At 76.1% G+C, this 13670-nt stretch carries 9 protein-coding genes, 1 pseudogene and 1 riboswitch; of the genes and pseudogenes, 4 read left to right on the top strand and 6 right to left on the bottom strand.

The features are described 5' to 3' along the window. Positions 1-107: 107 nt before the first annotated feature. Genes ACPU2J_RS32045 through ACPU2J_RS32035 form a run of 3 tightly spaced genes read right to left on the bottom strand, consistent with a single transcriptional unit; the run spans position 108 to position 7242 of the window. On the bottom strand, positions 108-1064 hold the full coding sequence (locus ACPU2J_RS32045; protein WP_361601615.1) for an ABC transporter ATP-binding protein: 957 nt from the start codon (positions 1062-1064) through the stop codon (positions 108-110). Then, entirely contained in the window at positions 1061-3988 is a 2928-nt protein-coding gene (locus ACPU2J_RS32040; protein ID WP_423834617.1) for an FtsX-like permease family protein, read from the bottom strand. The genes ACPU2J_RS32045 and ACPU2J_RS32040 overlap by 4 nt, the downstream gene beginning before the upstream one ends. After that, the gene (locus tag ACPU2J_RS32035) at positions 3985-7242 is read right to left on the bottom strand and encodes an FtsX-like permease family protein (protein WP_423834616.1); all 3258 of its coding nucleotides are present in this window, start codon (positions 7240-7242) and stop codon (positions 3985-3987) included. The genes ACPU2J_RS32040 and ACPU2J_RS32035 overlap by 4 nt, the downstream gene beginning before the upstream one ends. A 206-nt stretch (positions 7243-7448) precedes the next feature. On the opposite strand from ACPU2J_RS32035, the gene ACPU2J_RS32030 reads away from it, so the two are divergent. The 3 genes from ACPU2J_RS32030 to ACPU2J_RS32020 all read left to right on the top strand — a co-directional run bounded on the left by ACPU2J_RS32030 (position 7449) and on the right by ACPU2J_RS32020 (position 9604). Beyond that, positions 7449-8198 carry an ABC transporter ATP-binding protein gene (locus tag ACPU2J_RS32030; protein ID WP_420078506.1) on the top strand — a complete coding sequence of 250 codons (750 nt, stop codon included), beginning with the start codon at positions 7449-7451 and terminating at the stop codon, positions 8196-8198. 142 nt (positions 8199-8340) lie between these two features. Then, on the top strand, positions 8341-8592 hold the full coding sequence (locus ACPU2J_RS32025) for an EF-hand domain-containing protein (protein WP_361601627.1): 252 nt from the start codon (positions 8341-8343) through the stop codon (positions 8590-8592). Between the two features lie 175 nt (positions 8593-8767). Next, the gene (locus ACPU2J_RS32020; RefSeq protein WP_420078507.1) at positions 8768-9604 is read left to right on the top strand and encodes a class II glutamine amidotransferase; all 837 of its coding nucleotides are present in this window, start codon (positions 8768-8770) and stop codon (positions 9602-9604) included. 50 nt (positions 9605-9654) lie between these two features. Here the strand turns inward: ACPU2J_RS32020 and ACPU2J_RS32015 are convergent, their stop codons facing one another. Together ACPU2J_RS32015 and tsaD are read right to left on the bottom strand one after the other, a co-directional pair. Continuing rightward, the gene (locus tag ACPU2J_RS32015; protein ID WP_423834615.1) at positions 9655-10233 is read right to left on the bottom strand and encodes a dihydrofolate reductase family protein; all 579 of its coding nucleotides are present in this window, start codon (positions 10231-10233) and stop codon (positions 9655-9657) included. Between the two features lie 94 nt (positions 10234-10327). Then, entirely contained in the window at positions 10328-11398 is a 1071-nt protein-coding gene (gene tsaD, locus ACPU2J_RS32010; protein ID WP_423835033.1) for a tRNA (adenosine(37)-N6)-threonylcarbamoyltransferase complex transferase subunit TsaD, read from the bottom strand. A gap of 125 nt (positions 11399-11523) precedes the next feature. After that, positions 11524-11753: riboswitch (cobalamin riboswitch) on the top strand. A gap of 163 nt (positions 11754-11916) precedes the next feature. Between tsaD and ACPU2J_RS32005 the strand changes: the two are divergent. Then, positions 11917-12297 (top strand): annotated as a pseudogene (locus tag ACPU2J_RS32005) (acyl-CoA thioesterase); the annotation flags it as partial. A gap of 76 nt (positions 12298-12373) precedes the next feature. Here the strand turns inward: ACPU2J_RS32005 and ACPU2J_RS32000 are convergent. After that, the gene (locus ACPU2J_RS32000; protein ID WP_423834614.1) at positions 12374-13531 is read right to left on the bottom strand and encodes a YihY/virulence factor BrkB family protein; all 1158 of its coding nucleotides are present in this window, start codon (positions 13529-13531) and stop codon (positions 12374-12376) included. Positions 13532-13670 lie beyond the last annotated feature (139 nt).

Genomic DNA, 13670 nt, shown 5'->3' with positions numbered 1-13670 from the left:
CAGCGACGGCTACGACGACGCCTTCGCCTACATCCCCGGGCTGCGCCGGACCGCGCGCACGGGGCGTCGCCGGCGGTGTGCCCCGCCGGCGGCGCCCCGTGGGCGTCCTAGTGGGTGTCCGGGCGCAGTTCGATGTGGTCGGGTGCCAGGTCCACCGCGACGCGGTGTTCCATGCCCAGGGCCTCCAGGAACTTCGGGGGGAGCTGGACGCGGCCGGAGCGGTCGAGGACGACGTACTCGCGTTCGCTGATGGACTCCTCGCCGTGCTCGTCCGTGACCAGGCGGCGCAGCACCTCGCTGCTGGTACGGCCGTCCCGGATCGCGACCGTCCGGCGGACCTCGCCCGCGACCATCGGGTCGTGGGTCACGATGACCACCGTCACGCCGAGTTCCTTGTTCACGGTGCGGAAGGCCTCGAAGACCGCCGCGGCCGTCTCCGAGTCCAGTTCACCGGTGGGTTCGTCGGCCAGCAGGACTTTCGGGTCGTTGGCCATCGCCACCGCGATCGCGACGCGCTGCTGCTGGCCGCCGGAGAGCTCCGCCGGGCGGCGGTGCCCCAGGTCGCCGATGCCGAGCGCGTCCAGGATCTCGGCGGCCCGGGCTCCGCGGCGCGCGGCGGCGCCGCGCCGGGGGCCGTCGCCCCGCAGCTGCATCGGCAGGGCGACGTTCTGGGCCGCCGTCAGGAAGGGCAGCAGGTTGCGGGCCGTCTGCTGGAAGACGAACCCGACGGCCTCGCGCCGGTAGCGCAGCCGGTCCCGCGCCGACAGCTCCAGCAGGTCGTACCCGGCGACCGCGGCACGGCCCGCCGTGGGGACGTCGAGGCCCGCCAGGATGTTGAGGAGGGTGGACTTGCCGCTGCCGGAGGCTCCGACGAGGGCCATCAGGTCGCCCTGCTCGACCGTCAGTTCCAGGCCCTGGAGGGCCTGGACCTCGATCCCGTCCGCGCTGAAGATGCGCACCAGGCGGTCGCAGACGATCGCGGCGTCCGCCGCCCGGGTGCGGGGCTCCGCCGCGGCGGTCGCCCGGCGGCGCAGCTCCTCGTACGTCGGCTGGTCGCTGTTCAACGCTGGTCTCCCGCTCTCAACTCGGTGGTGATCTGCCGTCGGCCGGACGTCGCCGCCTCGACGAGCACGGCCACGGCGACCAGGGCCGCCAGTCCCAGGGCCTGGGTCAGTACGGGCGCGGCCGTGAGCCGGACCCCGGTCGGCACCTTCGCGCCGACCAGCGTCGACAGGTCCATCGCCGGGCCCAGCAGGGCGATCGCGGCGACCGCCACCAGAGCGCCGCCCGCCGCGGCCGCCAGGGTCTGCGGGAGGGTCTCGGCGAGGATCAGCCAGACGCCCTGCCGGCGGCGCAGCCCCATGGTGCGCAGCCGGGCCAGCAGCCCGATCCGGTCGGGCACGCTGCGCAGCAGTGTCAGCAGGACGGCCAGCAGGGCGAAGCCGGCCGCCGCCGCGACGGAGGCCCAGAAGAGGCGTCCTGCCGAACGTTGCAGCGGGTCGGCGGCCAGTTCGGCCACGGCCTCGGCGCTGGTGCGCACGGGGAAGGACGCCTCGACCGCGTCCGTCGCGCGGGCCGCTGCTCCGGTCGCGGCCGGGGCGGGCGCCGGGGTGGCGGCAGCGGCCGTACGGGCCGCAGCCGGGAGGGCCTCCCGGACCAGGGCGCGCAGCCGTGCCGCGTCGACGGAGCCGGTCGCGAGCCAGCGGTTGGGGTGTTCGGTGGTGCCGATCACGGTCGTGGCGGGGCCCGCGGGCAGGACGACGGTGGGTGCGTCGGCGGCCGGCGCGACCGGGGTGCAGTCGAGTACTGCGGCGGCCCGGGCCTGCAGTTCGGTGCCGCCGGCCGTGCGCAGCGTGTGCGTGCCCTCGCCCACCTGGCGTGCCAGGCCGGCGCTGAACAGGGCCGGCACCGGTGTGCCGGGGGCCGCCGTGCCGCCTCCGGCGAGGAGGCCGGGGTCGAAGCTCCCGCAGCCCAGGGAGCGCGACAGGGCGGCGTAGCCGGCCGGGTCGGCGACGACCACCGTGAGCTGGAGGGAGCCGCGGGCTCCGCCGCGCAGGGTGGTGTTGTAGTCGACCCACAGCGGTACGGACGTCCGGACGCCGGGGAGTTCACCGGCGGCGCGGGCGACCCCGGCGGGCAGCTGCAGCCGGCCGGAGGCGGTGATCGCCGCGTCGCCCCCGACGGTGAGCCGGGCCACGTCCGACCGGACTGCCTTCACCGACTCCAGGACCGCGGCGCCGAAGCCGCCCGTGGTGATCGCGAGCAGCATGGCCACCATCGGCAGGACGGACGGGCCGGTGCGGCCGCGGCCGTGGGGTCCCGCCTCGCCCGAGCCGCGTGCGGCCCGGGCGAGGCCGAGGAAGCCGACCAGCCCGGAGCCGCGTGCGGCCGCGCGGGCGAGCGTTCCGGTCAGCACCGGCTGGACGCGGGCCAGCAGGAGTCCGCCGCACAGCGCGAGCAGCAGCGGGGCCGCGACGAGCAGCGGGTCGAGGTCGCTACCGGGCGGGGCGACCCCGCGGCGGCGGAGGGCGACCACCGCGGCGGCCGTGGCGACCACGACGAGGAGTTCCGCGACGATCCTGCGCCACTTGTTCGCCCGGCGCGGCGGGGTCAGCAGCACGGCCGCGCGCACCGGGAAGGCCAGCACGGCGAGCAGGGTCACCGTGGCGGCAGCCCACAGGGCGGGGGCGAGCCGGGGCGTGGGCAGGAGCAGGACGGCGAGGGCGGTGGCGGCGGCCGCCGCCGGCAGGACCGTGACGGCGCCCTCCCCGAGCAGCCGTCCCGCGATCCCGGCGCGGGATCCGCCCCGGGCGAGCAGGAGCCGCAGTTCGGCGGAGCGGCGGTCCCCGGCGAGGGCGCCCGCCAGGCACAGGACGACGAAGGCGACGCCCGCCACCCCGGCGGGGCCGATCGCGGCGAGGGGGGCCGCGGCCTGCCGGCGGATGCGGGCCTGTTCGAAGAGTTCCGGCAGCCAGGAGGTGGTGTGCAGCCGGTCGCGGCCGGTCTCCCGGGCGAGGGCGGCGGCGGTCGGCCCGCCGACGTACGAGGCGACCTGTGCGGCGGTGGCGTCGAGCCGGTCGGCCCTCAGCCGGGTGACGTCCACCGGCAGCCGCCAGAAGTCCACGGCCATCGGGTCCCAGTTCACCAGCCGGTCCAGGTCGCCCGTACCGACCAGGGCGTCGACGTCCCAGGCGAGGTTGTCCTCCACGTAGCGCTCGCAGGCCCGGGCCAGGCAGCCCAGTTCGTCGGACCAGAACAGCGCGTCCCGGTCGGGGGCGTAGATGCCGACGACCTCCACCGACGGCGTGCCGTCGACCTGGGGGTTGCTGGTGAGGACGGATCCGACGCGGGCGCCGAGGGTGTCGGCGGCCGGCTTGGAGAGGGCCACCTGGAGGGGCCGCATGTCGGTGGAGGCCCCGTCGGACGCGCCGAGGGCAGGCGGCGGGGTGCTGCGCGGCCACTGTCCCTCGACCAGCTTCCCGTGGGCCTCCGCCTGGCGTACGTACAGCAGGCTCATGTGGGGGTCGAGTCCGGAGGGCCGGGACAGCCCCGGGGTCAGCAGTGGCCGCCGCTTGGTGGTGCGGGTGCCGTGGACCGCCTGGTCCTCGTCGACGTGGAAGGTGTCGCCGGTGCGCGCGAGCAGGCTCTTCAGTGTCCCGTCCAGGGCCTCGGCGGTGTTGGTCCGCGGGACGGGCGCGCCGACCCGCAGGCTGGTGTCGGTCGGGCCGCTGCGCTGGAGGAAGTCCCGAAGGGCCTGGTCGGCGCCCCGGTCCTGGGCGCGGGGCAGCGCCGCGGCCAGCAGGACGGTGACGAAGGCCAGGGCGGCCGCGAGGACGGCGGCCAGGGGCATCGCGCGCAGGCGGGTCCCGACCCACGGCGCGGGCCGGGGCCCGGACGGCTTCCCGGCGGCGGGCACGGGGGCGCCGGTCCGGGGTGGGGTGGAACCGGTCGGCGGCGGGGTGGGGCCGGTCGGCGGCGGGGTGGTCACATCTCCTCCACGGGACGCAGCCGGGCGGCGATGTCACGGCCCCGGGGGCCGCTGAGCACGGCGGACAGCAGGGGAACGGCGGCGATGGCGGCGACCGTGAGCAGGGTCGCGCCCAGCGGCATGTCGACGCGTACGGGCGGGAAGGGCCGGCCGGCCGAGGGGGTGAGCACGACGAGCGGCGCCATCAGGTGGACGAGGGCCACGCCGAGCCCGGTGCCGACGGCCGTGCCGACGGCGATCAGCACGCCGCCCTCGGCGGCGGAGGCCAGAGCCAGCGAGCGGCGCGGGGTGCCCAGGGCCAGCAGGACGGAGAACTCCCGTCCGCGCACGCGCCGTTCGGCGGCGGTGGAGGTGGCGAAGCCGATGGCGGCCAGGACCGCGCAGGACACGGCGAGCGCGGCCAGCGCGCCCTGCGGGCCGGCGCTCAGCGGGTCGTCGAGGAGACGGGCGGCGAACTCCTCGCGCACCTCGACCCGTTCGGTCCTGGCCCCGTCGCGCAGCCGTGCCGCGGCGGCGGCCGGGGCCGGGTCGGCGGCCGAGGCGGCGGGCAGCCACCACTCGGCGGGGGTGGGCGGTTCCCGGCCGGCGGTCTCCACCAGGTACCGGCCGAGGGTCCCGAGGTCGACGGCGAGCGCCGAACGCCCGGAGGCGGGCAGCGCGTCCACGGCCGCGGTGATCTTCACGGGCACGGTCGCGGCGTCCACCGTGACGGGGACCGTCTGGCCGACCGAGGCGCCCAGGGCCCGCAGGAAGGGGGTGGTGGCGACGCCCGGGACGACGTCGACCGGTTCGGCCGCGGGCGCGGGGAAGGCCATCGCGTGGATGCCCCGGTCGGTGCCGGCCCCGCCCCAGTAGCGCAGCCGCAGCAGCTCGGTGGATCCGGCGGGGGGCGGGGACACCTCGGGGGCCCGCACCACGCGGGAGCCCTGCGGGGGCGCGGTGCGCCAGGCGGCCGGGGCCGCGCCGGCCGCGGGAGCGGGCGCGGCGACCGGGGCGGCGGGGCCGTCGGCCGTGTCGGAGGCGGCGATGCCGCGTACGGCCAGCTCGCTGCCGTTGCCCGCGGAGGTGCCGTCCCCCGCGTACGAGAGGCGTATCCCCGCGAGGGTCAGGGGGGCGGCGACGGAGCCGACCGGGGCGCCGGTGAGGGAGTCCAGGCCGAACCGGAGGGTGGCGTCGCCGCCGGCCGGCAGGGTGGCGGACTGCGTCGCGTGGGTGACCCCGAAGCGGTCGCGCAGCAGCAGGCTCACGGACGCCCAGGCGGTCGCGGTGGAGCGGACGGTCACGTCGAGGTCGATCCGGCGCGGGGAGCCGGGCAGGACCGGTCCGGCGGCGGGGACTGCGGCGGTCAGCGTGCCGAACAGCTCGCGCATCGTCCGGCCGTCGCGCAGGTCCGCGCGCAGCGGGATCCGGTCGTCGGCCTTGGCGGCGTCCAGGGCGACCAGTTCGGCGGTGTCCCCGCCCGGGAGCCGCTGCTCGGTGCGGACCACGGGGGTCAGGCCGGCGCCGCCCGGCAGCGCGCCGTAGCGTCCGCCCTGGCCCATCGCGGCCATGCTGCTCGCCGAGATCCGCAGGCCGCCGGCGGTCGCGAAGTCGGCCTGGTCGCGCTGGGACTGCGACCAGGCGGAGTGCTGGCCGAGGGCCAGGATCCCGCTGGAGACGGCGAGGACGAGGAGCAGTACGGGGCCGGTGGCGCGGCCGGGGCGGCGGGCGAGCTGCCAGCCGGACAGGGCCGGTGCCAGGCTCCGGCCGCGGGCGGCCAGCCGGCCGCCGGCGCGCGCCGCGAAGGGAAGCAGGCGCAGGACCAGCAGGGTGCCGCCGCACAGGGCCAGCGCCGGGGCGGCGACCAGGACGGGGTCCACGCCGAGCCCGTCGGCGGCGGCCGGGTCCGTGCCCGCGTACGTCGACAGCTGCTGGTAGCCGAGGACGGCGAGGGCGAGGACGGCGAGGTCGGCTCCGGAGCGGGCGGCGCCGGAGACCAGGGCCTGGCGGCCGCCGACGCGGCGCAGTACGGCCGCCGAGGCGCCGCGCAGGACGGAGGGCAGGGCGGTCAGCAGGACGCAGGCGAGGGCGCAGGCGGCGGCGACCGGCCAGACGAGCCAGGTGCCGGGCACCTCGAGCCGGGCCCGGCCGAGCGGTCCGTGGTCGGCGAACAGCCGCAGCAGGGGCGGGGTCAGCAGCGGTGCGAGGACGGCGGCGGGCAGGGCGAGCAGCAGGGATTCCGCGGCGGACAGCGCGCCGAGCCGGCGGCGTGAGGCGCCGCGCGCGGTCAGCAGGACGCGTTCGGGTTCCTGCCGGGCCATCAGGATGTGGGAGACGAGGAGCAGTGCGGCGGCCGACAGGACGGCGAGCTGGAGCGCGCCCATCAGCAGGGTGGACCGGGCGACGACCAGGGCGGAGCGGGATTCCGCGAGCAGGAGCGGCAGGTCGGTGGAGGTCCGCAGGCCGGTGGCGCGTTCGAGGGCGATGACGGAGGTGCCGGTCGCGGTGCGGACGGCCTCGGCCTCGGCGGCCCGGATGGTGCTCAGGTCGGGGGTGAGGAGGGTGAGGCGGTGGTTCTGGAGCAGGGCGCCGCCGGTGAAGGCGCTGTCGTCGACCAGGAGCGGGCCGTAGGTGGCGAAGGCGCCGGACTGGACCTCGCGGCCGCCGAGGGGGTCGAGCCTCCAGTAGGCGGAGTCCGGGTCGGCCGCCCGGTAGACCCCGGTGACCAGCACCGTTAGCGGAGGTCCGCCGAAGCGGTCGTCGAGCCGTACGGGGGCGGGCAGCGCGGTCTCGGCGAGGCCGAGCCGTGCCAGCGCCGCGCGCGGTGCGGCGACCTCGGTCGGCGCGCCCTGGGCGGTGGGGGCGGCCGGGCCGGGCCACCGGCCGGCGGCGAGTTCGACGTGGTCGCGGCCGAGGGCGGCGAGCAGCGTCAGGTCGGCGTCGCGTCCGGAGGCCGCGGCGCCGGGCAGGCCGTACGAGCGGCTGCGGGCCACGCTCTCGGTGGCCACGGGGATCCGGCCGAAGACCTCGTCGGCGAAGCCGCGGACGGCGGCGTCGTCCTTGGCTCGGTCCGCGGCGGGATGGCCGCTGGTGATCACGGCGGTGGTGCGGGACCGCTCGGGGCCGGTCAGGGCGCGGCGCAGCCCTTCCTCCCCGATGCCGCGGGTGAACGCCGTCAGCGCGGTGAGCGTGGTCGCGGTGATGAGTACGGTGAGCAGCACGGCGACAGCGAGCGGCCATCGCCCGCGCAGTCGGCGCACGACGAAGCCGAGCACGTGTTGAGTTCCTCCCCCGTCCGGACCCTGGGTACCGGATAGCGGACGATGCTGTCAGATTTGATCCACTGACGGAAGGGTCTTGCGTGACGGGTGCGCCAGGTGTGCAAATTCGATCAGAAAGCTGCACAGTGGCCGCCGGCAGGATCGACGGCGACACGGCCGGCACCATCTGGACCGACAGGGCCCAACGGGGGGTACATGCGATGAGCGACCAACAGTCACCGGCGGCGGTCGCGACGGCGGAACGCGGGGGCGACGCACCGCCGATCGTGGTCGTGGACGACGTCCACCACAGCTTCGGCAGCGGACCGCAGGCCGTCCACGCCCTGCGCGGGGTGTCCTTCGAGGTCCGCCGCGGCGAACTCACCGCTCTGAGGGGCCGGTCGGGCTCCGGCAAGACGACCCTGCTGAACCTCGTCGGCGGGCTCGACTCCCCCACCGCGGGGCGCATCACCGTGGACGGGGCCGACCTGGCCTCCCTCGACGAACCGGGCCTGCTCGCGCTGCGCCGCGACCGCATCGGCTTCGTCTTCCAGTCCTTCGGCCTGATCCCCGTGCTCTCGGCCGCCGAGAACGTGGGCGTACCGATGCGCCTGCGCCGGATGCCCGCGAAGGAGCGCGAGGAGCGCGCCCGTACCCTGCTCGCCCTGGTCGGTCTGGCCGACCACGCCGAGCAGCGCCCCGGGGAGCTGTCGGGAGGCCAGCAGCAGCGCGTCGCCGTGGCCCGCGCCCTGGCCAACGACCCGGACCTGATCATCGCCGACGAGCCCACCGGCCAGCTGGACTCCGAGACCGGCCGGTCGATCATGGAGCTGCTGCGGGCGGTGGTCCGCAGCGAGTCCGTCACGATCCTCGTCGCCACCCACGACCCCAACCTGATCGAGCTCGCCGACCGGGTCGTGGAGCTGCGCGACGGCCGCATCGTCGAGACCGCCGTGCCGCCCGGCCCGTGACCGCGTCCGGTCCGCCCGTCCCGGCGGGCCGCTCCCGCCGGGACGGGTGGGCCGGACGAGGCAACCCCGGGCGGCTCCGCGGCGTCCTCCCGTACGGCACGCGCCGCGCAGGACGGCGCACGCACGCGGAGAGGACCACGTGATGAGCGAGAAGGCCCGGCGGCTGTTCGACGCCCTCGACCTCGACCAGGACGGCACCCTGACCCGTGCCGAGGTCATCGGCGCCCTGCGTTCCAAGGGACCCACCCTCGCGGCACAGGGAGCGATCCCCTTCTGGGGAGTCGGGGACACCGACGACTCCTCGGCACTCTTCGACGCCGCCGACCAGAACGGCGACCGCGTCCTGACCTTCGAGGAGTTCGCGGCCGTGATCGACCGCCGCTTCGGCTGGTAGCGGCGGACCGGGCCGCGGGCCGACGGCGGCCCCGACCGTCCCTGTGGCGACCGCCGACGGCGGGCGTGAGAATGGGAGCGGCGTCGGGGCGCCCAACCACGCGACGGGCACACCCCCGTCCGCCCGCGCGCGGTGGCCGCGGAACCGGACGGGGCGACGGGTCAGGTGAGCGCTCATGTGCCGGTGGCTGGCGTATTCGGGAACCCCCGTACTCCTCGACACCATCCTGTACAGACCGGCCCACTCGCTGATCGACCAGAGCCTGCACTCCAAGCTGGGCGTGGAGACGACGAACGGCGACGGTTTCGGTGTCGGGTGGTACTCGGACGGCAACGACGGCACGCCCGCGCTCCTGCGGGACGTCGGTCCCGCCTGGAACAACCGCAACCTGCGGGAACTCGCGGACCATGTCACCTCCCCGCTGTTCTTCGCCCACATCCGGGCGTCCACGGGTACGGCCGTCCAGCAGACGAACTGCCACCCGTTCCGGCACGGCCGGTGGATGTGGATGCACAACGGCGCCGTGGCGGGCTTCCACGCGATGCGCCGCGATCTCGCGCTGCTCGTGGACCCCGTCCTGTACCCGGAGATCGAGGGCACGACGGACTCCGAGACGATGTTCTACCTGGCACTCACCTACGGCCTGGAGACGGACCCGCCGGGGGCGGTGGCCCGGATGGTGGGCACGGTGGAACGTGTCGGCCGCGAGCACGGGGTGGAGTTCCCGATGCAGATGACGGTGGCGGTGACGGACGGCACGAACGTGTGGGCCTTCCGCTACTCCAGCCAGGGCGCGTCGCGCTCGCTCTTCTACAGCAGCCGGGTGGACGCCCTGCGCAGGCTCCACCCCGACGTGCAGTTCCTCCGGGAGGTCTCCGACGAGACCCGCCTGGTGGTGTCGGAGCCGCTGGGCGACCTGCCCGGCGCCTGGCACGAGGTCCCCGAGAGCAGCTACGGCGTGGTCGGCCCGGGCGCGGACGCCCTGCACCCCTTCACCCCGCTGGCTGCCTGACGGGTGTCCCGCGACCGGCTCCCCCCGCCCGGCGGTCCGCCCCGCACCGCTCAGGCACCAACGCCCCCGCGCGTCACGCGGTGGCGGACGTAGAGGAACTTGGAGGAGAAGGTGCGGGTCTCGACGAGTTCGAGGTCCACCCGGCGCTCGTGCTGCGGGAAGAACGGGCGGCCCCCGCCGACCAGCACCGGGTACACCACAGCCCGGTACTCGTCGATCAGCCCCAGTTCGGCCGCCTGCGCGGCCAGGTCCGCGCCGCCGATGGCGATGTCGCCCTCGCCCGGCTCGGCCCGCAGCCGCGCGATCTCCTCCGCAAGGCCGCCGGAGGCCAGCCGGGCCGCGCCCCGCACCTCCGACAGCGTGCGCGAGAACACGACCTTGGGCAGCGGGTTCCACACCGAGATCCATGCGCGGGTCGCCTCGTCCTGCGGCGGGTCCTCGGCGGCCGTCTCCCAGTACAGCATCGTCTCGTACAGCCGCCGGCCGAGCAGGTGGACGCCGAGCTGCCGGGTCTCCTCGATCCAGAAGCGGAAGACCGTCTCGTCGGGCTCCGACCAGTCGAAGCCGCCGTCCGGCCCGACGATGTAGCCGTCCAGTGAGATGTTCATCGCGTAGGTCACGCTGCGCATCGCAAGTCCTCCTCGGTGACGGGTTCGACAGTACGACCGCCGGAGCCCCCGGAACTCATCGCGACGCGCGGGATCCCCTCGGAGCCCGCCCCGCTCAGGCGGCGCCCACCACCACCGGCCGCGCGGGGCCGGCCACGGGGTGCAGCGCGGCGTACTCCAGGGGCGCGGACGGGTCGATGGACAGGTCGAGCTGCGCGGGGGGCGCGTCCGCCCGGACCAGCAGGTCCCCGACGGCGGCGATCATCGCCCCGTTGTCGGTGCACAGCGTCAGGGGCGGGACGCGCAGTTCGACGCCCGCCGCCGCGCAGCGCTCCTCGGCAAGCGCCCGCACCCGCGAGTTGGCCGCGACGCCTCCGACGACCACCAGGGTGCGGACGTCGTACTCCCGGCAGGCGGCCAGCGCCTTGCGGGTGAGCACGTCCGCGACGGCCTCCTGCAGGGAGGCGGCGCCGTCCGCGAGCGGGATCTCCTCGCCGTTCTGCCGGTGCCGTTCGGCCCAGCGCGCGGCGGCGGTCTTCAGCCCGGAGAAGGAGAAGGCGTACGGGTCGTCGCGGGGCCCGGTCAGCGGGCGGGGGAAGGCCACGGCGCAGGGGTTCCCGGTCCGGGCGGCGCGGTCGACGGCGGGCCCGCCCGGGTAGGGCAGGCCGAAGACGCGGGCCACCTTGTCGAAGCACTCGCCGGCGGCGTCGTCGACGGTGTCGCCGAGGTGCAGGATCGGGTCGCGCACCAGGTCCCGTACGAGGAGGAGCGAGGTGTGCCCGCCGGACACGATCAGCACCATGCACGGGTCCGGCAGGGGCCCGTGCTCCAGGGTGTCGGCGGCGACGTGCCCGGCGAGGTGGTGGACCCCGTAGAGCGGCACCCCGGCCGCGAACGCCAGGGTCTTCGCTCCGGCCAGGCCCACCTGGAGCGCGCCGGACAGGCCCGGTCCGGTGGTGACGGCGACGGCGTCGATGTCGCGCATCCGCAGCCCGGCCCGGTCGAGCGCCTCCTGCACGACGGGGTTGAAGGCCTGGAGGTGCGCACGGGCGGCGATTTCGGGGACGACGCCGCCGAAGCGCGCGTGCTCGTCCATGCTCGACGCGACGACGTAGGAGAGGAGTCTCCCCCCGGAGACGATCCCCGCCCCGGTCTCGTCGCACGACGACTCGATGCCCAGCACCACCGGAGCGCCCACGGCCTCCCCTTTCGCACATGAAATCTTCTTGCAAGTGATGTGCAACAAGGTACCGGCTCGCGGTGAGGTGCGGCTCACGCGCGAGCGGCGGTCCGGCCGGCCGGGGCGTGACCTAGGGTGTGCCGTGCAGCCGGTTCGCCCCGCCAGCCAGGCGGGATGCGTCGCAAGAGGGAACCCGGTGGGAATCCGGGACTGCCCCGCAGCGGTGAGTGGGAACGACCGCCGTCATCGAGCACTGGGCCGTACCGGCCCGGGAAGCGACGGCCAGTAGGTGCCCCGTGCGCACCCCGCGCACGTCGGCGCGCCCGCGAGTCCGAAGACCTGCCGCTGCCCGTGCGCGACGGACGCGCACGGAAGATCCCGGTGGCCTCGTGGGCGGGCCGGCGACGGCGGACCCCACCGGACCCGCCGTTCCTTCGCGCCCCCCAGCGGTCCCCGGGACCACGCCACGACTCGCGAAGGAGAGTTCCGTGACCACGGACACCACCGCAGGCTCCAGGGCCCACAAGGCACCGGCCGACTCCCGCGTGACCCTCGCCCACATCATGAGCGAGCACGACACCAACCTCTACGGGACCATCCACGGAGGGGTCGTCATGAAGCTGATCGACGACGCCGCCGCGGCGTCCGCGGGCCGGCACGCGGACGGGCCGGCGGTGACGGTCTCCGTCGACCGCATGACGTTCCTGGCGCCCGCCCGCGCCGGAGACCTGCTCACCGTGCACGCCGCGCTGGACCGGGCCGGCCGGACCTCGATGACGGTCGGCGTCCGCGTCACCGCCGAGCGCTGGAACGCCACGACCACCCCCGCCACCGAGGTCGCCACCGCCCGGCTGACCTTCGTCGCCATCGACGCCGAGGGGCGTCCGCGCCCGGTTCCCGCCCTGCTGGAGGGGTGAACCGCGGTGCGCCCGGCCCCCGCGGGGGCCGGGCGTGCCCGGGAGCGGTTGCGGGGCGCGGCCCTCACACCATGCGGCGGCGGTCCGCCTCGGTCCACTGACGGGTGTCACGGGGGCGCACGTACGGCTCGTCACCCGGGGCCATCCCGCCCGCGATGGCCCGCTGCCGGGACAGTTCCGCGTCGAACTCCAGGCCGAGGAGGACAGCGAGGTTGGTGATCCACAGCCACACCAGGAAGACGATCACGCCGGCCACGGTGCCGTACGTCTTGTTGTAGGACGCGAAGTTCGCGACGTAGACGGCGAAGCCGCCCGAGGCCGCCATCCAGATCGCGAGGGCGAGGAAGCTGCCGGGCGTGACCCAGCGGAAGCCCCGGCCCCGGGCGTTCGGCGCGGCCCAGTACAGCAGCGCGATCATGATCGTCACCAGGACCACCAGGACCGGCCACTTCGCGATCGACCACACGGTGAGCGCGGTGTCCCCGATCCCGAGCGCGGCGCCGGCCTGCCGGGCCAGGCCGCCGGTGAAGACCACGATCAGCGCGCCGGCACAGGCCAGCAGCACGAGGGTGACGGTGAGCGCCAGGCGCAGCGGCAGGATCTTCCACGCCGGCCGCCCCTCGGGCACGTCGTAGACGGCGTTGGAGGCCCGGATGAACGCGGCCACGTAGCCGGACGCCGACCACAGCGCCACGACCAGGCCGACGACCGCGACCAGCGACCCCACGCCGCTGCGGCCCTGGAGCTGCTGCACGGCGTCGCCGATCACGTCCCGGACCGAGCCGGGCGCCAGCCTGTTCAGGCCGTCCAGCACGCGCTGCGCCGTCGCCTCGCCGGCGATGCCCAGCAGGGACACCAGGACCAGCAGGGCGGGGAAGAGGGAGAGCACCCCGAAGTAGGTCAGGGCCGCGGCCCGGTCCCCGAGCTCGTCCTCGGTGAACTCCCGCACCGTGCCGCGCAGTACGGCCCGCCACGAGCTCCCGGTCAGCTGGGCGGGCCGGTCGGGGGCTCGCTCCCGCACCCGCGCGCCGGGACCCGCGCCGCCGCCGTCGGGTCCCGCGCCGGGGGCACCGCCCCGCCCGCCCTCGTCCCGCCGCGTGTCCTCGTCCCGCTCGGCGTCCGTGCCCCTCACGTCCGCGCCCCTCACGTCCGCGCCCCTCACGTCCGCGCCCCTCACGTCCGCGCCCTTCGCGTCCTCGTCCGGCATCGCATCGCGCTCCATGCCCGGCGCCCCTTCCACTCGGCGGCCACGCACCCCGCCTGCCCCGCGGCAGTGGACGGAAACGGAGGCGCGGCGGCGGGTGCCGGGCCGGTGCGACGCCGGGCACGCCCTAGAGTGGACGGGCCCGCGGCCCGCGCGG

The sequence above is a fragment of the Streptomyces manipurensis genome (assembly GCF_049570255.1).
GTDB lineage: Bacteria > Actinomycetota > Actinomycetes > Streptomycetales > Streptomycetaceae > Streptomyces > Streptomyces manipurensis.
The sequence above is the reverse complement of the archived record's forward strand: the minus strand, read 5'-3'. Positions and strand labels throughout refer to the sequence as shown.